Source organism: Vreelandella glaciei (assembly GCF_013415125.1).
Lineage (GTDB): Bacteria > Pseudomonadota > Gammaproteobacteria > Pseudomonadales > Halomonadaceae > Vreelandella > Vreelandella glaciei.
The window spans coordinates 31151-54936 of sequence record NZ_JACCDE010000024.1 but is presented as its reverse complement, the minus strand read 5'-3'; the positions used below and the strand labels follow the sequence as shown (position 1 = coordinate 54936).

At 65.7% G+C, this 23786-nt stretch carries 23 protein-coding genes; 22 read left to right on the top strand and 1 reads right to left on the bottom strand.

The window, feature by feature from the left end; translation table 11 throughout:
- Positions 1-3 precede the first annotated feature (3 nt).
- The 22 genes from HZS80_RS15795 to HZS80_RS15690 all read left to right on the top strand — a co-directional run bounded on the left by HZS80_RS15795 (position 4) and on the right by HZS80_RS15690 (position 22997).
- The gene (locus HZS80_RS15795; protein ID WP_035557707.1) at positions 4-675 is read left to right on the top strand and encodes a methyltransferase family protein; all 672 of its coding nucleotides are present in this window, start codon (positions 4-6) and stop codon (positions 673-675) included.
- A 177-nt stretch (positions 676-852) separates the two neighbouring features.
- On the top strand, positions 853-1107 hold the full coding sequence (locus HZS80_RS15790; RefSeq protein WP_082072699.1) for an SHOCT domain-containing protein: 255 nt from the start codon (positions 853-855) through the stop codon (positions 1105-1107).
- 100 nt (positions 1108-1207) lie between these two features.
- Entirely contained in the window at positions 1208-3622 is a 2415-nt protein-coding gene (locus HZS80_RS15785) for a copper-transporting P-type ATPase (RefSeq protein WP_179916625.1), read from the top strand.
- Entirely contained in the window at positions 3619-3867 is a 249-nt protein-coding gene (locus HZS80_RS15780) for a DUF2933 domain-containing protein (protein WP_035557710.1), read from the top strand. The genes HZS80_RS15785 and HZS80_RS15780 overlap by 4 nt, the downstream gene beginning before the upstream one ends.
- Positions 3860-4519: a methyltransferase family protein gene (locus HZS80_RS15775; protein WP_179916624.1), complete on the top strand. Its 660-nt coding sequence runs from the start codon at positions 3860-3862 to the stop codon at positions 4517-4519. The genes HZS80_RS15780 and HZS80_RS15775 overlap by 8 nt, the downstream gene beginning before the upstream one ends.
- 22 nt (positions 4520-4541) lie before the next feature.
- Positions 4542-5747, top strand: a complete 1206-nt coding sequence (gene nhaA, locus HZS80_RS15770) for a Na+/H+ antiporter NhaA (RefSeq protein WP_045812301.1) — start codon at positions 4542-4544, stop codon at positions 5745-5747.
- Positions 5744-6325 carry a ubiquinol-cytochrome c reductase iron-sulfur subunit gene (petA, locus tag HZS80_RS15765; RefSeq protein WP_035557715.1) on the top strand — a complete coding sequence of 194 codons (582 nt, stop codon included), beginning with the start codon at positions 5744-5746 and terminating at the stop codon, positions 6323-6325. Before nhaA ends, petA begins: the two co-directional genes overlap by 4 nt.
- A gap of 19 nt (positions 6326-6344) precedes the next feature.
- Positions 6345-8156, top strand: coding sequence for a DUF3141 domain-containing protein (locus HZS80_RS15760; protein WP_082072698.1), 1812 nt, complete (start codon positions 6345-6347; stop codon positions 8154-8156).
- Between the two features lie 39 nt (positions 8157-8195).
- The gene (locus HZS80_RS15755) at positions 8196-8531 is read left to right on the top strand and encodes a hypothetical protein (protein WP_035557720.1); all 336 of its coding nucleotides are present in this window, start codon (positions 8196-8198) and stop codon (positions 8529-8531) included.
- A gap of 48 nt (positions 8532-8579) precedes the next feature.
- Positions 8580-9782 carry an acetate/propionate family kinase gene (locus HZS80_RS15750; RefSeq protein ID WP_246362136.1) on the top strand — a complete coding sequence of 401 codons (1203 nt, stop codon included), beginning with the start codon at positions 8580-8582 and terminating at the stop codon, positions 9780-9782.
- Entirely contained in the window at positions 9779-10798 is a 1020-nt protein-coding gene (locus HZS80_RS15745; protein ID WP_204249010.1) for a bifunctional enoyl-CoA hydratase/phosphate acetyltransferase, read from the top strand. The genes HZS80_RS15750 and HZS80_RS15745 overlap by 4 nt, the downstream gene beginning before the upstream one ends.
- Positions 10798-12564, top strand: a complete 1767-nt coding sequence (locus tag HZS80_RS15740; RefSeq protein WP_045812300.1) for a PHA/PHB synthase family protein — start codon at positions 10798-10800, stop codon at positions 12562-12564. Before HZS80_RS15745 ends, HZS80_RS15740 begins: the two co-directional genes overlap by 1 nt.
- Positions 12565-12661: 97 nt before the next feature.
- Entirely contained in the window at positions 12662-13849 is a 1188-nt protein-coding gene (locus HZS80_RS15735; protein WP_023004657.1) for a thiolase family protein, read from the top strand.
- 69 nt (positions 13850-13918) lie between these two features.
- Entirely contained in the window at positions 13919-14950 is a 1032-nt protein-coding gene (locus tag HZS80_RS15730) for a zinc-dependent alcohol dehydrogenase family protein (RefSeq protein WP_035557727.1), read from the top strand.
- Between the two features lie 73 nt (positions 14951-15023).
- The gene (locus tag HZS80_RS15725; protein WP_035557730.1) at positions 15024-15806 is read left to right on the top strand and encodes an SDR family oxidoreductase; all 783 of its coding nucleotides are present in this window, start codon (positions 15024-15026) and stop codon (positions 15804-15806) included.
- Positions 15807-15858: 52 nt separating this feature from the next.
- On the top strand, positions 15859-16059 hold the full coding sequence (locus tag HZS80_RS24145) for a YHS domain-containing protein (protein WP_035557733.1): 201 nt from the start codon (positions 15859-15861) through the stop codon (positions 16057-16059).
- Positions 16060-16126: 67 nt separating this feature from the next.
- Positions 16127-17278, top strand: coding sequence for an NAD(P)/FAD-dependent oxidoreductase (locus HZS80_RS15715; RefSeq protein WP_157738120.1), 1152 nt, complete (start codon positions 16127-16129; stop codon positions 17276-17278).
- Between the two features lie 17 nt (positions 17279-17295).
- Entirely contained in the window at positions 17296-18078 is a 783-nt protein-coding gene (fabI, locus tag HZS80_RS15710; RefSeq protein WP_035557741.1) for an enoyl-ACP reductase FabI, read from the top strand.
- A 37-nt stretch (positions 18079-18115) separates the two neighbouring features.
- Positions 18116-19342 carry an SAM-dependent methyltransferase gene (locus tag HZS80_RS15705; RefSeq protein WP_035557744.1) on the top strand — a complete coding sequence of 409 codons (1227 nt, stop codon included), beginning with the start codon at positions 18116-18118 and terminating at the stop codon, positions 19340-19342.
- A 127-nt stretch (positions 19343-19469) separates the two neighbouring features.
- Positions 19470-20810, top strand: a complete 1341-nt coding sequence (locus HZS80_RS15700; protein ID WP_179916623.1) for an MFS transporter — start codon at positions 19470-19472, stop codon at positions 20808-20810.
- 186 nt (positions 20811-20996) lie between these two features.
- Positions 20997-22367 (top strand): V-type ATP synthase subunit B, encoded by a 1371-nt coding sequence (locus HZS80_RS15695; protein ID WP_179916622.1) that lies wholly within the window; start codon positions 20997-20999, stop codon positions 22365-22367.
- Positions 22368-22391: 24 nt separating this feature from the next.
- Complete coding sequence (locus tag HZS80_RS15690; RefSeq protein WP_035557749.1) at positions 22392-22997, top strand: V-type ATP synthase subunit D; 606 nt, start codon at positions 22392-22394, stop codon at positions 22995-22997.
- On the opposite strand, the gene HZS80_RS23580 is transcribed toward HZS80_RS15690, so the two are convergent.
- Entirely contained in the window at positions 22979-23782 is an 804-nt protein-coding gene (locus tag HZS80_RS23580) for a hypothetical protein (RefSeq protein WP_246362133.1), read from the bottom strand. The genes HZS80_RS15690 and HZS80_RS23580 overlap by 19 nt on opposite strands.
- Between the last annotated feature and the right edge of the window lie 4 nt (positions 23783-23786).

The following is a 23786-nucleotide window of genomic DNA, read 5'->3' as shown; positions in this document are numbered from 1 at the left end:
GCCATGAACGAATCCCTCAACCATACCGGCGCCTGGGGCCTCGCGCTGATCGTCATCGTCTTGGTGTCCTGGTTCTTCTATCGCTATTTCGCACCGAAGAACTGGCGCGAATGGACCGGTGCCGGCGCGGTGCAGGCCTTTATCATCGCGCTTTACGCCGAGATGTATGGCTTTCCGCTCACTATCTATCTGTTGGTGCGTTTCTTCGGTCTGGATAGCGAGTATGTCAGCGCCAGCCTCTGGTCGACGCTGGTGGGGCTGGGAGAAACCGGCATGCTTGTCTCCATGCTGCTTGGCTACGGGCTCGCGTTTACCGGCATCGGGATCTTTATCCAGGGCTGGCGGCAAGTCTACAAGGCACGGCGCGAGAACCACCTGGTGACCGGCGGACTCTATTCCCTGGTACGGCATCCCCAATACACCGGCTTGTTCATCGCCTTGTTCGGCGAAGGTGTGGTGCATTGGCCGACACTATTCTCGATCGGCCTGTTTCCAGTGATCGTGCTTGCCTATACCTGGCTGGCCCACCGCGAGGAACGGCAGATGCTGGCCTGGTTCGGTGACGCCTATCGCGCCTACCAGCGGCGGGTGCCGATGTTCATTCCTCGCTGGGGACAGTGGCGGAAGCTAGCGGGTAGCTCACGCAATACTCACGATGAGCCGGGGGTTCACTGACATCCTGGATTCACACATCAACACACGCGGGCGGCGTTGATTTCATCCCACTGAAGATGCCGAACGTTGACCGGGATCAAGAGCCGCATGCTTTCACCTCATATTATCTTGACCCTTGGGTCTCCCACAGGTTATAGCCTGATATCAGGATGATTCAACTTGAAAGGAGATCCGACCATGTGGGACGACATGACGGCGTATATGGGGAGTTACGGCTGGGGACATATGCTCTTCGGCGGGGTCATGATGGTGTTGTTCTGGGGCGCCGTCATTGCCTTGGCCGTTCTCCTGGTGCGTGGCCTGACCCGAGGCCGGGGCGAGCCATTTTCTCAACGGCGGCCAACGGCCCTGGACCTTCTTCAAGAACGCTACGCCCGGGGAGAAATCGACCGCGAGGAGTACGAGCAACGCAAGCGCGATCTTCTGCTTTGATCGCACCTCCTGATTATTGGATACGGCACTATTAGTTTCGACCCTATCGAGATAGGGCCACGAGGTTGAATCAAGACGCGGAAGCGACGGAGACGATTCCATGACGCAACACCAACACGACCATTGTCACGGGCATGCCTCGCACGAGGCACCGACACGAGGCAGCGGCGATACGGACCAACACGCCGCCGGCAGCCAGGGTGGCGCCCAATACACCTGCCCGATGCACCCGGAGGTCGTCTCCGACCAGCCGGGTGACTGCCCCAAGTGCGGCATGCACCTCGTGCCCGTGGGAAGCGACGACTCGCAGACGCATGACGGGCATGGTCATGGGGCCTCCGCGCCGGCCCACGGCGGCAAGTACGACAAGGTGCCGGCCGGGCATGCCGGTGCCATCTACACCTGCCCGATGCACCCCGAGGTGCGGCAAACCGACCCCGGTGCCTGCCCGCTGTGTGGCATGGGACTGGAGCTTGAATCGGCGGCCGTCGGCGATGAGGGGCCGAATCCCGAGCTGGTCGATTTTACCCGACGCTTCTGGGTCGCGGCCGTGCTCACGCTTCCGGTCCTGATTCTGACGATGAGCCCCTACCTGGGCCTCGGGGCCATTCGCGACTTCTTCGGTGAACGCAACGCGATGTGGATCGAGCTGGTGCTCAGCACGCCGGTGATCCTGTGGTCGGGCTGGCCGTTCTTCGTGCGCGGCTACAACTCCTTCCGCACCATGAACCTCAACATGTTCAGCCTGATCGGCATGGGGGTCGGCGCGGCCTATCTGTTCAGCATCGTGGCGGTGCTGGTGCCGGGCGTCTTCCCCGACGGCTTTCGCCGGGAAGACGGCTCCGTCGGAGTCTACTTCGAGGCCGCAGCGGTAATCGTAACCCTGGTCCTGCTAGGCCAGGTGATGGAGCTGCGCGCTCGCGAGGGCACCGGCAAGGCGATCCGGGCACTGCTCGACATGGCCGCCAAGACCGCGAGGGTGATCCGGCCCGACGGCAGCGAAGAGGAGATACCGCTGGAAGACGTGCAGGTCGGCGATCACCTGCGGGTGCGCCCCGGCGACAAGGTACCGGTGGACGGCATGGTGGTCGAGGGCCGCTCCTCGATCGACGAGTCGATGATCTCCGGCGAGCCGGTACCGGTGGAGAAGGTCCAAGGCGACCAGGTCACGGGGGCCACGATCAACGGCACCGGCAGCCTGGTCATGGAAGCCACCCGCGTCGGCGCCGACACCATGCTCAGCCAGATCGTCGAGATGGTGGCCGCTGCCCAGCGCTCGCGCGCACCGATTCAGAAATTCGCCGACAAGGTGGCGGGCAAGTTCGTGCCCGCGGTGATCGGCGTCGCCATTCTCTCCTTCATTAGCTGGGCGATCTGGGGTCCGGCGCCGGCGCTGTCCTATGCGCTGGTCTCGGCGGTGGCGGTGCTGATCATCGCCTGCCCCTGTGCGCTGGGCCTGGCCACGCCGATGTCGATCATGACGGCCACCGGGCGCGGCGCGCAGGCCGGCGTACTGATCAAGAATGCCGAGGCGCTGGAACGTTTCGCCAAGGTCGATACGCTGATGGTCGACAAGACCGGCACCCTGACCGAAGGCAAGCCGAAGCTGGTGGCGGTGCTGCCCGAGGAAGGGCATGACGAGGCCGAGGTGTTGCGCCTGGCGGCCAGCCTCGAGAAAGGCTCCGAGCACCCACTGGCCGAGGCCATCGTCGCCGGCGCCGAGGAGCGCGGCGTGTCCCTCGCCGATGCCACCGATTTCGAAGCCGTGACTGGCATGGGCGTCAAGGGGGTCGTGGACGGCAAGTCGGTGGCCCTCGGTAACGCCAAGCTGATGGCCGAACTGGGCCTCGATGGCGGCCGGATCTCCGAGACCGCGAACGCCCGCCGCGATGAAGGCGAAACGGTGATGTTCGTCGTGCTCGATGGCCAGATCGCCGGCCTGGTCAGCGTCGCCGACCCAGTGAAGGCAACCACGCCCGATGCCCTGAAGGCGCTGCACCGGCTGGGCTTTCGCATCATCATGGCCACCGGCGACAACGAGCGCACGGCCAAGGCGGTGGCCGACCGGCTGGGCATCGACGAGATCCGTGCCGACGTGCTGCCCGAGGACAAGGCGCGCATCATCCGTGAATTGCAGGAACAAGGCCGCAAGGTGGCCATGGCGGGCGACGGGGTGAACGACGCCCCCGCCCTCGCCCAGGCCGATGTGGGCATCGCCATGGGCACCGGCGCCGACGTGGCGATCGAAAGCGCCGGCTTCACCCTGGTCAAGGGCAACCTGGATGGCATCGTCCGTGCCCGCAAGCTATCGCTGGCCACCATGCGCAACATCAAGCAGAACCTGTTCTTCGCCCTGGTCTACAACGGGGCCGGCGTACCCATCGCCGCCGGGATTCTCTATCCGTTCTTCGGCATCCTGATCGGCCCAATCTTCGCTGCCTTCGCGATGAGCGCCTCCTCGCTGTCGGTGGTGATGAACTCGTTGCGCCTGCGCCGAGTGAGGATCGGATCATGAATGACGAAAAGGGGTGGCTGGAGCGAGGACCAAGCAAGGGCACCTTCTGGCTCATGGCAGCGCTCGCCCTGGCGGTGATGGGCTTCCTGCTCTGGGAGGAGCACAGGGTGCACCTGCTCGGCGCCCTGCCCTGGGTGATCCTGCTCGCCTGCCCGCTGATGCATGTGTTCATGCATGGCGGTCATGGTGGGCACGGATCGGACAGCGATCACAAGGCAACGCACAAGGAGGAACGCGATGAGTAGCGAGGTGCCATCCTATGGCCTGTGGGGCTTGGTGATTCTCAACTCGGCGATCTTCATCTTCTTCGCCTTCAGCTTCTTCAAGCCGCAGACGCGCCGGGACTGGCGCTCGCTCGGGGCCTTCAGCGCCTTCCTGGTGGCGTTGTTCACGGAGATGTACGGCTTTCCGCTGACCCTCTACTTCCTCTCCGGCTGGTTGCAATCACGCTTCCCTGAGGTGGACTGGTTCAGCCACGATGCGGGGCACCTGCTGGAGATGCTGTTCGGCTGGCAGGCCAACCCCCACTTCGGGCCCTTCCATCTGCTCAGCATGGTGTTCATCGCCGCTGGGTTCTGGCTCATCGCCGCCGGTTGGCGAGTGCTCTATGCCGCCCAGCAACGGGGAGAGCTGGCCACCAGCGGACTGTACGCCCATGTCCGGCATCCGCAGTACGCCGGCTTCGTGTTGGTGATGACCGGCTTCCTGCTGCAGTGGCCCACCCTGCTGACCCTGATCATGTTCCCGGTATTGGTGTGGATGTACTCACGACTGGCGATCCACGAAGAGCGCGAGGTAGCGCGCCAGTTCGGCGACAAATGGCAGACCTACGCGGCCTGCACGCCGCGATTCATTCCGCGTCTACGAGCCACTCACCCCAGTGGCCAGCGCCCCTAGGGACACCAGTCGGGAGCCAATCATGACGACTGCGGCACAGCAGGGGGTCGAAGAGCGCACGGCGGGTCTCGTAACCGTCGGAGCCTTGCTCGCGGCGTTGATACTCGCCAACTCACCACTGCGCGAGTTTTACCAACTGCTCCACCACACCCCCGTGTCGGTGCAGGTAGGCGCCCTGGGCATCGACAAGCCGCTGATCCTGTGGATCAACGACGGGTTGATGGTGTTCTTCTTCCTGCTGATGGGGGTTGAGCTCAAGCGCGAGATGCTCGGCGGCCTGTTGGGCTCGATCCAGCAGGTGGCACTCCCCGGTATCGCCGCGGTCGGCGGCATGCTACTGCCGGCACTGATCTATCTGTTGGTCAATGGTACCGAGGGTATCGCCGCCCATGGCTGGGCCGTGCCCACCGCAACCGATATCGTGCTGGCCCTGGCGGTGCTCTCGCTGTTCGGCAAGCGCGTGCCCCCGGCCTTGCGGGTGTTCCTGATGGCCCTGGCGGTATTCGACGATCTTGGCGCCATCGTGATCATCGCGCTGTTCTATACCGAGCGCCTCGCCGGCGAGGCACTGCTCATCGCCGGCATTGCCCTCGCTGGCCTCACGGTTCTCAATCGCTTTCGGGTCACGCGTGCCATGCCTTACGTACTGCTGGGGCTAGTGCTGTGGGTCGCGGTACTCAAGTCCGGGGTTCACGCCACCCTGGCCGGGGTCGTGATCGCCCTGGCTATCCCCGCGAAGACACGGGACGGCCACCAGGAAGGCTCTCCACTCAATCGCACCTACCATGACCTGAGGCGTTGGGTCACCTTCGGCGTCGTGCCCGTGTTCGCTTTCTTCAACGCAGGGATCGCGGTGGGAGCAGGAGGCGAGGGCTTCGGCAACGTCTTCCTCGGCGTCGCCTTCGGGCTCTTGCTGGGCAAGCAGTTGGGAGTGTTCTCTTTCGCCTGGCTGGCGATCCGGCTGCGCCTCGCGCCGCTGCCCGCGGGCGTTCGGTGGCGCCACCTCTACGGGGTGGCCGTGCTGGCGGGTATCGGGTTCACCATGAGCCTGTTCATCGCCGGGCTCGCCTTCGATACCCCGGCGGCCCTGACCGCGGCCCGCCAGGGCGTGTTACTCGCCTCAGCCGTCGCGGCGCTGGTCGGCGCTGCGGTGCTGGCGGCGACGCTGCCCCGGCAGTCTGCACCACCGGCGGAGGATTCGACTATCGATCCTGGGAGGTTGTCATGAAACGCAGACGCTTTCTCGTCGGCGCGACGGTGGTGGTCGGCGGCGTCGGGGCGGCCTTCACGGCGGTGCCGTTCATTGCCTCCTGGCAGCCCAGTGCGCGCGCCAGGGCCGCCGGCGCCCCCATCGAGGTCGACGTCGACAAGCTGGAGCCGGGGCAGCAGCTGACCGTGGAATGGCGCGGCAAGCCCGTCTGGGTCTTGCGCCGCACCCCGGCGATCCTCGAGCGCCTGGCGACACTGACCGACTCCGACCGGCTCCGCGATCCCCTCGCCGAGGTGGAATCACAGCAGCCGACCTATATCACCGGGCCACTGCGCTCGCTCGAGGAGGAGTATCTGGTGGTCATCGCCATCTGTACCCACCTCGGCTGCGTGCCCCTGTTTCGACCGGAGCCAGGCTCGGTCGGCGACGACTGGCCGGGCGGCTACTTCTGCCCCTGCCACGGTTCCAAGTTCGACTTCGCCGGCCGCGTGTACAAGGCGGTGCCGGCGCCGACCAACCTGGAGGTTCCGCCGTACCGCTTCCTGTCCGAGTCCCGGGTCGAGATCGGCGTCGACCCGAAGCCCACGACATCCTGACACCGAGAGGTAATCCACCATGACCGCCAAGACATCGACCACCAAGGCCCCCGCGGCGCGTAAAGCCCCGCGCAAGCGCCAACCCACCGCCCCACCAGAGATGGCCGCCCCGATGACCGTACCCGAGCCCGAAGAGGGCCTCCTCCCGAGCCACCCGGCGACGGAACTGCTCGCCTACCAGACCGACCTGTGGCGGCGCGGCCTGCGCTACCTGGATACCCTGCGTGAGCGCGCGGACAACATGCTCGAGCATGAGCAGGCGGGCAAGCCGCCACTGCTCGACTTCGATTACGAGATGCTCGTGGATGGCCGTCGACTAGCGCGCCCCGCCAACTATGCCCTGCTGCGCATCACCCGCGTGGGGGATGACTGCCTGGAGGACTGCCTCGACGAGACTAGGCCGCCGGTGATGATCGTCGACCCGCGTGCCGGCCACGGCCCAGGCATCGGCGGCTTCAAGCGCGACTCCGAGGTCGGCATGGCACTGCATGAGGGGCACCCGGTCTACTTCGTGATCTTCTTCCCCGAGCCCGTCCCCGGCCAGACCCTGGAGGACGTGCTGCACGTCCTGCGGCGCTTCGTCGAGACGCTGGCCGAGCGCCATCCCGGCAAGCCGCCGGTGCTCTACGGCAACTGCCAGGCGGGCTGGGCCATCGCCCTGCTCTCCGCCGACTGCGAGGGCTTGGTGGGGCCGGCGGTGCTCAACGGCTCGCCGCTCTCCTACTGGTCGGGTGAATCCGGCGTCAATCCCATGCGGCTGGCCGGTGGGCTGCTGGGCGGCGCCTGGCTGACGCACCTGGCGGCGGACCTGGGCGATGGCCGCTTCGATGGCGCCCACCTGGCCGCCAACTTCGAATCCCTCAAGCCGGCCAATACCCTGTGGCAGAAGGACTATCGGTTGTTCGCCGACATCGACGGCCAGCGCGAGCGCTTCCTCGAGTTCGAGCGCTGGTGGACGGGGTTCTATAGCCTGAGCAAGGAAGAGATCACCGCCATCGTCGAGAACCTCTTCGTCGGCAACCGGCTCGAACGCGGGGAGCTGCAGGTCTGCCCGGGCTGCACCGTCGATCTCAAGCGCATCCGCAACCCCCTGGTGATCTTCGCCTCCAGCGGTGACAACATCACCCCGCCCCATCAGGCGCTCAACTGGATCCCCGCGGTCTACCCCGATACCGCGGCACTCAAGGCCGCCGACCAGCGCATCGTCTACCTGCTCAATCCCCACGTCGGGCATCTGGGCATCTTCGTCTCCTCCAAGGTGGCGCGCCTCGAGCACCGAGCGATCCTCGAGAGTGTAGGCGATCTCAACGATCTTGCCCCCGGGCTCTACGAGATGAAGATCGACAACCCCACCGGCGATCCCGATTGCCACAAGCCCCAGTTCCAGGTGCGGTTCGAGGAACGCCGGGTGGAGGACCTAGATTACCCCTCTCAGGCACCGGCGTTCGAGCAGGTGCGCGCACTTTCCGAGCACAATGTGGCCCTCTACGAGACCTTCGTCGGCCCCTGGGTGCGGCTGTACACGACCCCTTGGACGGCCGAGATGCTGCGTCAATTGCATCCTGCGCGGACCAGTCGGCTGATGTTCTCGGAACGCTTCGCTCCCTGGATGAAAGGCGTGAAGTGGCTGGCCGAGATGGCGGAGACCATGCCGACGCCGGTCGATAGCAGCAGCCCCTATCGGCAATGGGAGACGTTGATGAGCGATTCAATCGCCTCGACGCTGGAACTGGCCGGCACGACTCGCGATAGCGTTTTCGAGATGGCATTTGGAACGCTCTATGCCGGGCCCTGGGCAGGTATGGCATGGGTAAAGACAAGCAACGATTGAGAGAAAGATCTTCATTCACGAAAGGTCGGGAGGCCTACCATGCATCAGGAACATCGTCTTGGCGTCAGCGAAGCCAACCTAGTTACTCGGAAACTGAAGCTCGAGCCCTGCAGCCAACGAGAGCTCGAGATAGCGCTCCAGGAAATCGATCAGCTTTATGGACTCGACAGCGTGGCTTTCGATGAAAATAAGCGAATGCTTCGTCTGGCTTACGATGCATCGCGTATTTGTATCGAATGCGTCGAAGAGGTTCTGACAAGACATTCGATCGACATCAGCCACGGCTGGTGGAACCGCTTCAAGGAAGATCACTACCGGTTCGTCGACCAAAACATCAAGGACAATGCCGCCAAGGATCCCTGGAGTTGTCATTGATCCTTGTCTCGTCCAAGACAGAGCAATCGTTTATCAGGAGGTCAGTCAATGTCGACGATGCCAGCCATTCTGGTGGTCAACTGTGGCTCATCCAGTCTGAAGTTTGCCGTGTTTGGTCTGGCTAATGGCCTCAACCGTCAGTGGTGGGGAGCGGCCAGTGGCATCGGTACCGAGCAGGGACGGCTTCGCGTGATGGAAGCCCGGGGGCAAGTACTCGCAAATAGCGATGTGCGGCTCGCGGATCATGCGGCGGCCATCGCCCACCTCGGCGAGGTCCTGCATCAGCAAGGCGAAGGACTCCACCTGGTGGGTATCGGCCATCGAGTGGTTCATGGTGGGCCGGACTGCGACTGTTCGCAGCGCGTCGACGACGCGCTGCTACGCCGCCTAGAAACGCTGATCCCGCTGGCCCCGCTGCATCTGCCGCACAACCTGGCCGGCATCACCGCCATGCGTGCGCATTTCCCCGATGTGCCCCAACTCGCCTGCTTCGATACGGTGTTCCATCATGGCCTACCCGCGGTCGCCCGACACACCGGGCTGCCGCGCGAGTACGAGGCCCAGGGCGTGCGTCGCTATGGCTTTCACGGGCTCTCCTACGAATTCATCGTCGAGAACCTGGTGCGTCGCCACGGCCCTGCGGCACTTTACGAACGTCTGATCGTCGCTCACCTGGGCAATGGTGCTTCCCTGGCAGCCATTCGCGGTGGGCACAGCGTCGAGACGACGATGGGGTTCAGCGCCCTTGGCGGCATGCCCATGGGGACCCGCAGCGGCGATCTGGATCCCGGCATCCTACTGTATCTAGCCGGGCAGCAGGGGCTCGATCCCCAGGCGTTACAGACGCTGCTCTACCGGCGCTCCGGTTTGCTGGGTCTCTCCGGCGTCAGCGCCGATATGCGCGAACTTTTAGCGCGCCGTAATGACATCCCGGAGGCCGCCCAGGCGATCGACTTCTTCTGCCATCGTGCCCGCCTCTTCATCGGTGCCCTGAGCGCCGCGCTCGGCGGGCTGGACCGGCTGATCTTCACCGGCGGCATCGGCGCGAACTCACCGGCGATCCGGGCACAGATCTGCGCAGGAATGGGGTATCTCGGCATCACACTGGAGGAAGGACGCAACCGCACGCCCGGGCCGGTGATTTCCGCCGACGAGGGCCCGGTCCGGGTAGAGGCCGTGGCCACCGATGAAGAACGGATGATCGCCCGGCACGTGCAGCGCACATTAACCAACACCCAGGAGGTGACATGACCCAGATGGCAACGCCAGTGGCCCTTGCGACGCTCGATGACCTGATTCAGCAGGCCGGTGGCGGTGACCCGATCCGCGTCGCCGTGGTCAATGCGGCCCAGGCGGCGGTGCTGGAGACGCTTCGCGAGGCGGCGAGGCGACGCATCGCCGAGCCGGTGCTCATCGGCCGCCCCGCCGAGGTCGTCGAGGCCGCCGCGGCGATCGGGTGGGACCTCGATCCACAAGCGATGATCGAGGCCGATTCGGATGTGGAGGCCGCCCGCATCGGGGTGGAGCTCGTGCAGGCCGGACGCGCGGATGCGCTGATGAAAGGGCACCTCCACACCGATACCTTCATGCATGCCCTGCTGGGCAATGGCCTGCGACAGCCCGGCCGGCGAGTGAGCCACGTCTTTTTGGTGGACGTGCCCGACTGCCCACGCCTGCTGGCCGTGACCGATGCGGCCGTGAACATTACCCCCGACCTCAATGCCAAGGCGCAGATTCTCCAGAACGCCATCGAGCTGATGCACATGATCGGGCTCGAGCGGCCACATGCCGCGGTCATTTCCGCCGTGGAAACGGTCAATCCGGCCATCGTCTCTACCCTGGATGCGGCCTGCCTGACCCTGATGGCCCGCCGCGGCCAGATTGCCGGCGCCGAGGTCGACGGGCCACTGGCCTTCGACAACGCCATCTCGGAACGGGCCGCGCGCGAAAAGGGCATCGACTCCCCGGTGGCGGGGAAGGCCGACATCCTGCTCATGCCGGATCTGGTGTCAGGCAACGTGTTGGCCAAGAACCTCGAGTACCATGCCGGCGCCACGGCGGCCGGGGTGGTCATGGGGCTGACGGTGCCGGCGGTACTGAGTTCCCGGGCCGACCCGCCCGAGGCGCGCCTGGCCGGACTGGCCGTGGCGGCGCTGATGTACCGCGCGGGGATCCGCCTGCCCGTGCCCTCCCCTGACGAAGCGGAATCCACCTTCTGCTGTTCCCCGCAACCCGAGTCGGCCTGCTGCCCCAGGGAGGTGCGCTGATGGACACCACGACCCGAACCACCACCCGAGCCACCATCGACGGGACGACAGCGAGCCCACCGGCGACGACCACCGACGCGCGCCTGCACGCCATGATGAGCCTCTTCACAGGGGGGCTGTCACCGACCGCCGTCCAGCAGGCCTGGTGGGACTGGGCGCAACACCTGCTGCTGTCACCGGACAAGCAGACGGAACTCGTCGGCAAGGCCCTGCGCAAGTGGCAACGTTTCGGCAGCTACTGCGAGCGCGCCGGCCAGGCGCCGTGTGAGCCCTGCATCGAGCCGCTGCCCCAGGACAAACGCTTTCGCGACGAGGCCTGGCAGCGCTGGCCCTTCAACATGCTCTATCAGGGCTTCCTGCTGCAGCAGCAGTGGTGGCATGTGGCCACCACCGGCGTACCGGGCGTCTCGCGCCACCATGAGGCGATGGTGAATTTCGGCGCGCGGCAGATGCTCGACATCTGGTCGCCGTCAAACTTCCTCGCCACCAACCCCGAACTGCAGGAGCAGACGCGGCGCGAGGGTGGCGCCAACCTGGCCCGTGGTGCCTCCAATCTGCTGGAGGACTGGCAGCGACGCCAGGCCGGCGAAGGGCCGGTGGGGGTCGAAGCGTATCGGGTCGGCCGAGACGTGGCGGTGACGCCTGGCAAGGTGGTCTACCGCAACCGGCTCATCGAGCTGATCCAGTACGCGCCCACCACCCAGGAGGTCCATGCCGAACCGGTGCTGATCGTGCCGGCCTGGATCATGAAGTACTACATCCTCGACCTCTCCCCGGAGAACTCCCTGATCCGCTACCTGGTGGCCCAGGGCCATACGGTGTTCGTCGTCTCCTGGAAGAACCCGGGCAGCGACGAGCGAGACCTGGGCATGGCCGACTACCGCCGGCTGGGGGTCATGGCGGCCCTCGACGCGGTCACGGCCATCTGCCCGGAGCAGCGCGTCCACGGCGTGGGCTATTGCCTGGGCGGGACGCTGCTGTCGATCGCCGCGGCCGCCATGGGGCGGGACTGTGACACTCGCCTGGCCAGCCTGACGCTGCTCGCCGCGCAGACCGACTTCAGCGAGGCCGGCGAGCTGATGCTGTTCATCGACGAGGACCAGGTACGCTTCCTCGAGGACCTCATGGCGGTCAGGGGCTATCTGGATACGCGCCAGATGGCGGGCGCCTTCCAGTTGCTGCGTTCCCAGGACCTGATCTGGTCGAAGATGGTGCGCAGTTATCTGGCCGGCGAGCGTCCGCCCATGTTCGACCTGATGGCCTGGAACGCCGACGGCACCCGCATGCCGGCACGCATGCACAGCGAGTACCTCCGGTGGCTGTTCCTCGACAACGATCTCGCCGGTGGGCGCTACCGGGTGGACGAACGGCCCGTATCGCTGACCGACATCGAGATCCCCGTGTTCGCCGTCAGCACGCTCAAGGATCATGTCGCCCCCTGGCGCTCCGTCTACAAGGTTCAGTGGCTGACGCCGGCGGACGTCACCTTCGTACTCTCCAGCGGTGGACACAACGCCGGTATCGTCAACCCGCCCGGCGATTCACACCGCTTCCACCAGATCTCGACCATCCAGCCTGAGGACCCCTTCATGGATCCGGATGGCTGGCAGGCCTCTGCCGCGCATCATGACGGCTCCTGGTGGCCCTGCTGGCAGGGCTGGCTGACCGATCACAGCACCCAGCGCGTGCCCGCCCGGGAGCCGGGGGAGACCCAAGGCTATCCGGCGCTGGACGAAGCGCCAGGACGTTATGTCCTGGAGAAATGAGCCCGTCCTGCGGGGAAGGGGGCCGCTGCCATCGATGGCCCCAGAGCAGCCGTGCCGAAGGGCGCGGCCAATGTCATAGTCAGCGAGGTGAGCAATCATGAAGGAATCCAACGTCGTTCTCTGCGCCCCGGTGCGCACGGCCATCGGCACCTACGGCGGCACACTCAAGGCCACGCCGGCACCCGAGCTCGGCGCCACCGCCATCGCCGAGAGCCTGCGCCGCTCGGGCTTGGCCCCCGAGGACGTGCAGAGCGTGGTGCTGGGTCAGGTGGTCCAGGCCGGCGCCAAGATGAACCCGGCGCGCCAGGCCGCGATCCATGCCGGCTTGCCGGTGTCGGTGCCGGCGATGACGGTCAACCGGGTCTGCGGCTCCGGCGCCCAAGCCGTGGCCAGCGCCGCCCAGGAGGTGATGCTCGGGCATCTCGACTGTGCCATCGCTGGCGGAATGGAGAATATGGACCTCGCGCCCTACCTGGATCTCGCCGGACGCTGGGGCCATCGCATGGGCAATGCCGAAATCTACGACAGCATGCTGCGCGACGGGCTCAATGATGCCTTCTCCGATCAGCACTCGGGGTGGCACACCGAGGATCTGGTCAGCCGCTTCGGCATCAGCCGCGAGGATCAGGACCGATGGGCGGCGCGCAGCCAGCAGCGCTTCGGCGAGGCGCAGGCGGCAGGACGCTTCGACGCCGAGATCGTGCCGGTCGAAGTCAACTCCCGCAAGGGCACGGTGGCCTTCGGGCGCGATGAGCACAACCGCCCCGACGCCACCGCCGAGGGCCTCGGCAAACTCAGGCCGGCCTTCCGCAAGGAGGGCACCATCACCGCCGGCAACGCCCCCGGGCTGAACACGGGCGCGGCGGCGATGATCGTCGCCGATCGCGCCTGGGCGGAACGCCAGGGCCTCGCGCCCATGGCGCGTCTGGTGAGCTACGGCGTCGGCGCCGTCGAGCCCGGCTACTTCGGCCTCGGCCCGGTGCCGGCGGTGCAACAGGCACTAGCACGCGCCGGCTGGCGCATGGGTGATGTCGAGCGCATCGAGATCAACGAGGCCTTCGCGGCCATCGTCCTTGCCCTGATCGGGGAGCTCGGGCTGGCCGAGGACATCGTCAATGTGGAAGGCGGCGCGATCGCCCATGGCCATCCCATCGGCGCCACCGGGGCGGTGCTGACCACCCGGCTGCTGCACGCCATGGCCCGGGACGACGTGCGCCGCGGCGTGGTCACCTTGTGCATCGGTGGCGGCCAGGGGGTGGCGCTGGCGCTGGAGCGCCTAGCGTAACCGCGAATCAACCCGTACGCGCGGCTCGCTATGAAAGTGCCGAGCCGCGCCACTCAAGGAGGCAACATCATGAAAGCACTCGTCTATCATGGTCCTGGCCAGCGTCGCTGGGAGGACAAACCGCGCCCAGGCATCACCAAGCCCACGGATGCGGTGGTGCGCATTACCCATACCACCATCTGCGGCACCGACCTGCACATCCTCAAGGGCGACGTACCCGCCGTGGAGGATGGTCGTATCCTCGGCCACGAGGGCGTCGGCGTCGTCGAGGAGGTCGGCGACGGCGTGAGCCATATTCAGGTCGGCGATGAGGTGCTGATTTCCTGCATCACCTCGTGTGGCCGCTGCGACTATTGCAAGCGGGGTCTCTATGCCCACTGCCGCGACGGCGGCTGGATCCTCGGTCACCTGATCGACGGCACCCAGGCCGAGTACGTGCGTATCCCGCACGCGGACAACAGCCTGCACCGTTTACCCAAGGACATGGACCGCGCCGCGGCGGTAATGCTCAGCGACATTCTGCCTACCGGTCATGAGATCGGCGCCCTGAACGGCGAGGTGGGGCTCGGCGACACGGTGGCCATCGTCGGCGCCGGCCCCATCGGTCTGGCGGCCCTGATGACCTCACGTTTCTATTCTCCCGCACGGATTATCATGATCGACCCCGACGAGAACCGACTGGCCATGGCCCGCCAATTGGGTGCCACCGACACCATTGCCCGGGACCCACTTGAAGCCATCGACAAGCTGACCGGTGGCGAAGGCGTGGACGTGGCCATGGAGGCGGTAGGCATTCCCGAGACCTTCGATATCTGCCAGCGCATCGTGCGCCCGGGGGGGCATATCGCCAACATCGGCGTACACGGCAAGAGCGTCGAGTTCCGCCTACAGGATCTGTGGATCAAGAATGTCACGGTGCGTACCGGCCTAGTGAACACCAACACGACTCCGGTGCTGATGCGCATCGTCGAGGCCGGTGGCGTCGAGCCCGCGGGTTTAGTGACCCACCGCTTCAAGCTTGACGACATCGAGAAAGCCTACGACGTGTTTTCCCAGGCGGCGAAGGAGCAGGCCATCAAGATGCTGCTGACCGCCGAGTGATGCTCACCCGCACCGCGAATGGCGGTCACCTCGAGGTCACCGATATCGATCCTGTCAATCAAGGAGCTCAAGCATGGAGTTGAACGGCAAGACGATCGCGATCACCGGCGCCGCCCAAGGGCTTGGCCGCGCCATGGCGGTACGCCTGGCGCAATATGGCGCGCGGACCGCTCTGCTGGACAGGGATGAGGACGGCCTGCAACAGACCCACGCCGCTTGCGAGCAAGCGGGAGTGCGAAGCCGGTACTATCCCGTGGATATTACCGAGGAAACCCATGTGGAAGCCTGTTTCCAGGCGCTGGCGAATGATTTCGGCGCGCTGGACGGGGTGATCAACAACGCCGGCATCACCCAGGATGGCCTGCTGGTCAAGGCCAAGGATGGCCATGTCGTCAAGAAGATGTCATTGGCGGACTGGGACGCAGTCTCGCATATCGATATGCGTGGCGTCTTTCTGTGCGCCCGGGAGGCGGTGGCGCGGATGATCGAGATGCGGGCGGATGACACCACCCGCCAATCCCCTGGGCTGATCCTTAATATTTCGAGTATCAGCCGTGCGGGCAATATCGGCCAGACCAACTACTCGGCGGCCAAGTCGGGGGTGGATGCGATGACCGTCACCTGGGCCAAGGAGCTCGCCCGCCACAACATCCGTGTCGCCGCCATCGCTCCAGGATTCTTCCGCACGGCCATGGTCGAGGCAATGCCCGACAAGATCCTCGACAAGCTGCGGGCCCAGATCCCGCTGGGACGGCTCGGCGATCCTGAAGAGGTCGCGCACGCGGCGCAGTTCATCTTCGAAAACGACTACTTCAATGGCCGCATCCTGGCGTTGGATGGCGGGCTGCGTTTGTAGACGGGGGCGCAGCAAGAAGGCGTGGTTCTGACTTATAAAGGAGTGAACAGCAATGAAACACGAACAAGCGGAACGGAAGTCTTTCGTGGATCCGGTATGTGGCATGGCGATCAGCTTCCAGACTGCCGCCGTGGGGAGTGAATACCGGGGAAAGCGCTATTACTTCTGTTCAGCGGCTTGCCGCGAACAGTTCGAGGCGGATCCCGAACGGTACGCTCGTGCGCAGTGGCAGCATAGGTCGAGACGTGGGTGAACGTCGAGGCCCTTCAGCCGTGATCCAGGCCCAGACCGTCTGCGCCGTCCCCACGCGCCGGGAGCCCGTGACCGTGATCGGCGCGGGCCCCGCCGGGTTGGCCTGCGCCATCGTGCTGGCGCGCGCCGGGCAGCGCGTGATCGTGCACGAGCGCCGCCGTCGCGTTGGCGCCCGCTTTCACGGTGACTTCCAAGGGCTCGAGAGCTGGAGTGACGACATCGATGTGCTCGATGAACTCGCGAGCGCGGGGATCCGACCCAGCTTCGAGCATCATGCCATCTCGCACGTGACGGCCTTCGACGGCCGGGACGCTCGCCACGAGATTCGTGCGGAGAAGCCATTGTACTACCTGGTCCGGCGCGGGTCGGGGACGGACACGCTGGATCAGGCGCTGCTCGAGCAGGCCCAGGCCAGCGGCGTGGAGGTAAGGCTCTCCTCTCCCCTCAAGAGCGCTCCCGGCCTCGCCGTCGTGGCCACGGGGCCGGTGCTCGCCAACATCATGGCGGTGGGCTACCTGTTCGAGACCGCTATGCCGGACGGCCAGTGGGCCTGCTTCAGCGACCGCCTGGCGCCGGACGGCTATGCCTACCTGCTGGTGCAGGGTGGGCGGGGGACCGTCGCCACCTGTCTGTTCAGGGAGTTCACCCGCAACGACGAATTCCTGGCGCGCACGATCGCCTTCTTTACCGAGCATGCCGGGCTGGACATGCGCACCGCTCGCCCCTTCGGTGGGGTCGGCAACTATGGACCGCCCTGCCGGGGCGAGCACGAGGGACGCCTGCTGGTGGGCGAGCATGCGGGCTTTCAGGATGCACTGGCGGGCTTCGGCATGCGTTATGCCCTGCGCTCGGGCGTCCTGGCCGCGCGCAGCCTGCTGGAGGGTAGCGATTACGACTCGCTGTGGCGACGCTCGCTGCTGCCGGCCATCCGCCAGGGCATCGGCAACCGACTGCTGTACGCGAAGGTCGGTGACCGAGGACGACGGGCCATGTTTCGCCGGCTGGCGGCGGGAGATGCGCGCCCGATGCTCGCCAAGCTATACCGCCCGAGCCTGTTGGGCCGGGTCCTGTACCCATTCGCGCGACGCCACGGACGCATACCCCAGCACGATCCGGACTGCTGCGACAACGCCTGCACCTGCCTGCGTTGCCTGTGCGGGCGTCATATCAACTCGGGGGCCGCCGCGTCGCGGCAGGATCCTCGGCCGCTGGAATTCTAGGGAGATAGAAAACAAACATGGAAACCATTGACATGAAAGGACGCAAGGGCTTGGTCGTGGGCATCGCCAACGAACATAGCCTGGCCTGGTCGGCCGCCCGGCATTTTCGCCATGCCGGCGCGGAGTTGGCGCTTACCTATCTCAACGACAAGGCCCGTCCCCATGTCGAGCCGCTGGCCCGGGAGGTGGATGCCGGGCTCTTGCTGCCCTGCGACGTGACGGTGCCGGGGCAGCTGGAGGCGGTGATCGAGGCGATCCGCCAGCGCTGGGGGCGGCTGGACTTTCTCCTGCACGCCATCGCCTGGGCCCGCAAGGAGGAGCTGCACGGACGCCTCACGGACTGCTCGGCGGAGGGCTTCGCGGAGTCGATGCTGGTGTCCTGCCACTCGCTGATCCGCATGGCCCAGTTGGCCGAGCCGTTGATGGACCGGGGCGGCAGCCTCATGACGCTGAGCTACGTCGGTGCCGAGAAGGTCGTCGATCACTACAACGTCATGGGGCCCGTCAAGGCCGCGCTGGAGGCCTCGGTGCGCTACCTGGCCCACGAACTGGGCCCCCGCAACATCCGCGTCAACGCGCTCTCCGCCGGTACGGTCAAGACCCGGGCGGCCTCCGGTATCGAGCATTTCGACGAACTGCTCAACGAGTCCGCGAAGCGGGCGCCGCTGCGCCGCACCGTGGAGGCCGACGAGGTCGGTCGCACCGCGCTGGTGTTGGCCAGCGACTACACCACGGCGATCACCGGCGAGGTGCTCTACGTCGACGCCGGCTTTCATGCCGCCGGCATGGTATTTCACTGAGTCATGACATTTCACTGCAACTAGCAAGGAGGCTTCCATGATGTTGTCGGCATTTCTCAGCCGCATCGTTCGGGTCGGAGAGCTCACGGTGATAACGCCGTCCGGGCGGCGGCAGCGTTTCGGGCCGGGTGGCGCGCCCGCGGTCACGGTGCGGCTCCACCACCGGGCGCTCTATCGCAAACTGATCATGAACCCCGATCTGTATCTGGGCGAGGCCTACATGGACGGGACCTTGACCGTGGAGGAGGGGAGCCTGCGCGACTTGCTCGAGCTCTGCACCGCCAACGGCGAGGCTCTCGATAGCCATCCGATTCAGCGGGTGCGGCGGCGGCTCGGCCGGCCCCTGCGTTATCTGCAGCAGTACAATCCGCTCGGCCGCTCGCGCGCGAATGTCGCCCATCATTACGATCTCTCGGCCGAGCTGTTCGATCTATTCCTCGACCGGGATCGCCAGTATTCCTGCGCCTATTTCCCGGACGGCAACGAGAGCCTCGAGCAGGCGCAGGAGAAAAAGAAGCGCCATATCGCCGCCAAGCTGTTGTTGCAGCCGGACATGCGCGTGCTCGATATCGGCTCGGGCTGGGGCGGCCTCGCCCTGCATATCGCCGAGAGCGCCGGGGCCCGTGTCAAGGGGATCACCCTCTCCGAGGAGCAGTTGAAGGTCGCCCAGCAGCGGGCGGTGCGCTCCGGGCTGGCCGAGCGTGCGCGCTTCGAGCTGCTCGACTACCGAGCGGAGCGCGAGGTCTACGACCGGATCGTCTCGGTCGGCATGTTCGAGCACGTCGGGGTGTCGCACTATGGGGGGTTCTTCCGCACCCTGAAGGGCCTGCTCAAGCCCGACGGCGTCGCCCTGATCCATGCCATCGGGCGCATGGAGCCGCCGGGGCAAACCAATCCCTGGCTGCGCAAGTACATCTTCCCGGGCGGCTATTGCCCCGCGCTCTCGGAGGTGCTGGCCGCGGTGGAAAAGGCCGGCCTGTGGGTAACGGACATCGAGGTGCTGCGCCTCGACTATGCGGAGACGCTGCGGGAGTGGGCGCGACGCTTCGCGGCCAACCGCGAGCAGGTGCGTGCATTCTACGACGAACGCTTCTGTCGCATGTGGGAATTCTATCTAAACATGTGCGAGATGGCCTTTCGCAACGGACCGATAATGGTCTTCCAGATCCAGCTCACACGCCAGCGGGACGCCGTTCCCTCGCACCGGAACTACATCGCGGATTGGGAGCATGCCCTGGAAAACGACGCCAACGAAGTCGCGTGAGCGGGTCGGGTCGGAAGGTGGTTTTACTGTTGGGAGCGGTGCTCGCCGGATTCCACTGAGGCGAGTAAGGAGACTTCATGGTATTTTTGGCATTCTTCAGCCGTCTGGCTCATGAGTACGGTACCGCATGAGCGAGAACGGAAAGCTAAGTAATGGCGACACCGACGTGAGCCTTGATCTCGGGCATCCGCGAGACCCGAACGGCAATGCGAGCGACCGTTCGATTGGTGTGGTGGCAAAATCTAGCGCTGGTTTCAATACCCTGCTCGCCGCCACTTTCGTCGTCTTCCTCGGCTACGGCACGGTGCTGCCGATCCTGCCGCTGTTCCTCGACCGCGTGCTGGCAGTGACTACCCCCGGGGACGTATCGCTGCACACCGGGCTGCTGACGGGGGTGTATACGCTGGCCTTGTTCGGCTTCGCCCCACTATGGGGAAGTCTCTCCGACCGCCTGGGCCGGCGGCCCGTCCTGCTGTGGGGGCTGGCAGGGTTTGCACTGGCCATGCTGGGGTTCAGCCTGACTCGAAACCTGCCACTCGCCTATGGAGTACGGGCCCTTGCCGGCGCCTTCGCGGCGGCGGTGATCCCGGTGGCACTGGCGCAGGCGGCCGAGTGTGACGATGCGACACGCCGTGCACGTCGTTTCGCTTGGCTCAGTGCCGCCTCCACCCTGGGCTTCCTGTCCGGCCCCATGCTCAGCGGTTGGCTCGCCAGCATTCCGATGGTGATGCCGCAATCCGAGATGCTGCTCGGCGGACCCGTGGCCTGGCCCTTCGTGGTCACGGCGGGACTCGCCGGTGCGGTGTGGCTGTTGCTCTACCATCACGTTCGCGAACAGTCGGCACACCGTCCGCCTGCCGACGAGCCTGCCGGTGAGCCGGCGTCGCCTCGGGCCATCGGTGGCTTTCTGACGCTGACGCTGCTGGCGATGCTGGGCCTGGGGGCCTTCGAGGTGGGCCTCAGCCTGCAGGCGCGACAGTCAATCGGTCTCGACCCCTTCAGGGTCGGATTGCTGTTCACGGAGTGCAGCCTGGTGATGCTGGCGGTGCAGCTGCTGTGGTCGGCATACCCACCGAAACGACTCTCCCCCGGCCATCTGATCGGCGGGGCCTTCCTGCTGATGGCCGGGGGCATTCTCGGCCTCCCCTACGCCTCGGGCTTCTGGGAGGCATTCGTCGTGGTGGGGCTGTTGGGCGCCGGATCGGGACTACTGATTCCTTTGCTGGCCTATCAGGTCTCCCTGGCCAGCGGGCCGGCACAGGGTGCGGCGCTGGGCAAGCAGACCGCCTTGGCCAGCCTCGGGCAAGCCGTGGGGTCTGCGGGCGCCGGGATGCTGTTCGTGGGTAGTGCGCTCGGCACGTACTGGGGGCTTGCGGTCGTGCTTTTCGTTACTGCCATCGTCACTTTCGTTGTTCACTATCATCCTCGCGTGATAGCACTGGTTAAACACGCACCGCGTCAGGATTGAAGGGGAATGTTTCCTGTGTTTTTCAAGCTTGATATGGGTCAATGGGCAGATGGCATCACTGGCCTAAAGTAAGGGGACCGCTTCCCACCAGCGGCTTTCCCTCTCGACGAATTTCGCGTTGTCCCCGGCAGCGTCGCTTGCATCGTGCCGAGACAACCCCCTCTTGTGTGGAGTCATCGGCCCGGCATGTCACAACCCCTCAGTCACTATCGCAATATCCTCAGTATCGTCGGCGGCATCGTCCGAGTACGTGTGCCCCAAGGCGATGAAAACCGAGCCTCCCCGGCGCGCTTTCGCGATCTCGCCAGCCTGCGCAAGGCCGACGGCGAGACGGTGCTCGCCCAGGTGATCCGCATCGATGACGATGTGGTCTCGCTGCAGGTCTTCGGCGGTACCGCCGGCCTGACCACCCAGGCCTCGATCCGCTTCCTCGGTCACCCCATGCGGGTCATCTGCTCCCAGAATGTGCTGGGGCGGGCCTTCAACAGCCTCGGCGAGCCCATGGATCGCGGCCCGGCGCTCGGCGAGGATCGTCGAGTGGACATCGGCGGCCCCTCGGTGAATCCCATGCGCCGGGTGATGCCGAGCCGCATGATCCGCACCGACGTGCCGATGATCGACGTCTTCAACACCCTGGTGGAGAGCCAGAAGATTCCCATCTTCTCGGTGGCCGGGGAGCCCTACAATGCTTTGCTTGCTCGCATCGCCATTCACGCCGATGCGGACGTGGTGGTGTTCGGCGGCATGGGGCTGATCTTCGACGACTACCACTACTTTCGCCAGCGCTTCCTCGACGCCGGCGTGTTCGCCCATACGGTGATGTTCGCCAACCTGGCCTCGGACTCGGTGGTGGAGCGCCTGCTGGTGCCGGACATGGCACTGGCGGTGGCGGAGCGTTTCGCCGTGGAGGAGGGCAAGCGGGTGCTGGTGCTGCTCACGGACATGACCGCCTTCGCCGACGCCTTGAAGGAGGTGGGCATCAGCATGGAGCGAGTGCCGTCGAATCGCGGCCACATGGGGGATCTCTACTCCCAACTGGCGCGGCGCTATGAGAAGGCCTGCGACTTCCACGGCGCCGGCTCGGTCACGGTGCTCACCGTCACGACCATGCCCGGCGACGACATCACCCACCCGGTACCGGACAACACCGGCTACATCACCGAGGGCCAGTTCTACCTGCGCGACGGCCGGATCGATCCCTTCGGCTCCCTGTCCCGGCTCAAGCAGCACGTGATCGGCAAGAGCACCCGGGAGGATCACGGCGCGCTGATGAATACCATGATCCGGCTGTATGCCGGCGCACGGGACGCCCAGCAGAAGCGCGCCATGGCCTTCGAACTCTCCCGCTTCGACGAAAAGCTGCTGCGCTTCGGTGAGCTGTTCGAGACCCGCTTCATGGATGTCTCGGTCTCCCTGCCCCTGGACCTGGCCTGGAAGACCCTGGCGGAATGCTTCGAGCCCCAGGAACTGCTCATGCGTCAGCAGCTGATCGACAAGTTTTTTCCCGGCAAGCAGCAACAGCCCGGCGAGGAGACGCCAGCCGATAGCATGGCGTAGTCATCGGAAAAAGGATGTGGTGGCGTGGCACGACTCTCATTAAACAAGACCGCCCTGCACCGGGAACAGTCCCGGCTCCGGCAGTTCCAGCGGCTGTTGCTGTCCCTGGACCTCAAGCGCCGCCAGCTGATCGCCGAGCGCCGGCGCGCCCGGGAAACAGTGCAGGCCAGCGAGGCGGAGCTGGACGCCCTGGTGGCCCGGGTGCGCGAGCGGCTACCCATGGCCGGGGACGACACCCTGAAGATCGAGAATCTGGCCCAAGTGACGGCTGTGCGGCTGCGCGAGCACAACCTGCTCGGCGTGCATCTGCCGATGCTGGAGGGTATCGATATCGACCTCGCCGACTATCCGGCGCTGACCACGCCCCACTGGTTGGATCGCTATCGGGAAGTCCTGCGCGACGCGCTCGCATTGACGGTGCGCCTGCAGGTGGAGTGGGAGCGGCTGCATCGCCTGGAGCGGGCGGTCAGGCGGGTCACCCAGCGGGTCAACCTGTTCGACAAGGTATTGATTCCGCGCACCCGGGAGCATATCCGCCGCATTCGCATCCATCTCGCCGACGGCGAGCGCTCCGCGGTGGTGCGGGCCAAGCTCGCCAAGCGCAAGCAGGCTCAGGGAGCGCGCCGATGAGCATCGTGTCCCTGCGCCGAGTGACCCTGGTCGGCAGCCACGGCGACAAGCCGGCCACGCTGCGCGAGCTGCAGCGCCTGGGCGTCATGCACCTGATCGACCTGGGAGAGACAAGGCGCGACACCCCCACCGGCGCGGTGGCCGGCGACACCCGCAAGGCGCTGGCCTACCTGCTCGACTGCCCGGCCAAGCGCCATCAGGTGCCCAGCGACCCGGACTTCGATCATCAGGCCATCGTCGAGCGCGCCCTGGAGAATCAGCGCCGGATGCGGGATCTGGAGGACAGCATCGACTTCGCCCGGCGGCGTCTCAAGGATCTCGAGCCCTGGGGAGATTTCGACTTCCCGCCCCTGGAAAGCCTCGCCGGGCATCGCCTGTGGTTCTACGAGGTACCCCACTACAGGGCGCGCCAGCTCGCGGAAGTCGAGCTGCCCTGGCAGGAAGTGCATCGCGACAACCGCAACCGCTATATCGCGGTGATCAGTCGGGAAGAGCCCGCCATGGACGCCCTGCCGGTGCCGCGCACCCATACCGGCAGCGTGCCGCGCTGGCGGCTGCGTGAGCAGCTGCAGCGCCTGGTGGTGCGCCTCGATGAGTGCACCGCCGAGCGAGAGGCGCTGACCCGCTGGATTCATCTGCTCCATCGCCATCAGGCCCGGGCGGAGGATGCCACCCGCCTGACTCAGGCCCAGCAGCTCACCCGCGACACGGATGCGATCTTCGCCGTGCAGGGCTGGGTGCCCGAGGCGGCGATCGAGGACGTTCGACGCCTCGCCGAGCAGCAAGGGC

Excerpts from the sequence above, each read along its gene's own strand:
- HZS80_RS15795 (WP_035557707.1), top strand. The coding sequence starts at position 4 with ATGAACGAATCCCTCAACCATACCGGCGCCTGGGGCCTCGCGCTGATC.
- HZS80_RS15790 (WP_082072699.1), top strand. The coding sequence starts at position 853 with ATGTGGGACGACATGACGGCGTATATGGGGAGTTACGGCTGGGGACAT.
- HZS80_RS15785 (WP_179916625.1), top strand. The coding sequence starts at position 1,208 with ATGACGCAACACCAACACGACCATTGTCACGGGCATGCCTCGCACGAG.
- HZS80_RS15780 (WP_035557710.1), top strand. The coding sequence starts at position 3,619 with ATGAATGACGAAAAGGGGTGGCTGGAGCGAGGACCAAGCAAGGGCACC.
- HZS80_RS15775 (WP_179916624.1), top strand. The coding sequence starts at position 3,860 with ATGAGTAGCGAGGTGCCATCCTATGGCCTGTGGGGCTTGGTGATTCTC.
- nhaA (WP_045812301.1), top strand. The coding sequence starts at position 4,542 with ATGACGACTGCGGCACAGCAGGGGGTCGAAGAGCGCACGGCGGGTCTC.
- petA (WP_035557715.1), top strand. The coding sequence starts at position 5,744 with ATGAAACGCAGACGCTTTCTCGTCGGCGCGACGGTGGTGGTCGGCGGC.
- HZS80_RS15760 (WP_082072698.1), top strand. The coding sequence starts at position 6,345 with ATGACCGCCAAGACATCGACCACCAAGGCCCCCGCGGCGCGTAAAGCC.
- HZS80_RS15755 (WP_035557720.1), top strand. The coding sequence starts at position 8,196 with ATGCATCAGGAACATCGTCTTGGCGTCAGCGAAGCCAACCTAGTTACT.
- HZS80_RS15750 (WP_246362136.1), top strand. The coding sequence starts at position 8,580 with ATGTCGACGATGCCAGCCATTCTGGTGGTCAACTGTGGCTCATCCAGT.
- HZS80_RS15745 (WP_204249010.1), top strand. The coding sequence starts at position 9,779 with ATGACCCAGATGGCAACGCCAGTGGCCCTTGCGACGCTCGATGACCTG.
- HZS80_RS15740 (WP_045812300.1), top strand. The coding sequence starts at position 10,798 with ATGGACACCACGACCCGAACCACCACCCGAGCCACCATCGACGGGACG.
- HZS80_RS15735 (WP_023004657.1), top strand. The coding sequence starts at position 12,662 with ATGAAGGAATCCAACGTCGTTCTCTGCGCCCCGGTGCGCACGGCCATC.
- HZS80_RS15730 (WP_035557727.1), top strand. The coding sequence starts at position 13,919 with ATGAAAGCACTCGTCTATCATGGTCCTGGCCAGCGTCGCTGGGAGGAC.
- HZS80_RS15725 (WP_035557730.1), top strand. The coding sequence starts at position 15,024 with ATGGAGTTGAACGGCAAGACGATCGCGATCACCGGCGCCGCCCAAGGG.
- HZS80_RS24145 (WP_035557733.1), top strand. The coding sequence starts at position 15,859 with ATGAAACACGAACAAGCGGAACGGAAGTCTTTCGTGGATCCGGTATGT.
- fabI (WP_035557741.1), top strand. The coding sequence starts at position 17,296 with ATGGAAACCATTGACATGAAAGGACGCAAGGGCTTGGTCGTGGGCATC.
- HZS80_RS15705 (WP_035557744.1), top strand. The coding sequence starts at position 18,116 with ATGATGTTGTCGGCATTTCTCAGCCGCATCGTTCGGGTCGGAGAGCTC.
- HZS80_RS15700 (WP_179916623.1), top strand. The coding sequence starts at position 19,470 with ATGAGCGAGAACGGAAAGCTAAGTAATGGCGACACCGACGTGAGCCTT.
- HZS80_RS15695 (WP_179916622.1), top strand. The coding sequence starts at position 20,997 with ATGTCACAACCCCTCAGTCACTATCGCAATATCCTCAGTATCGTCGGC.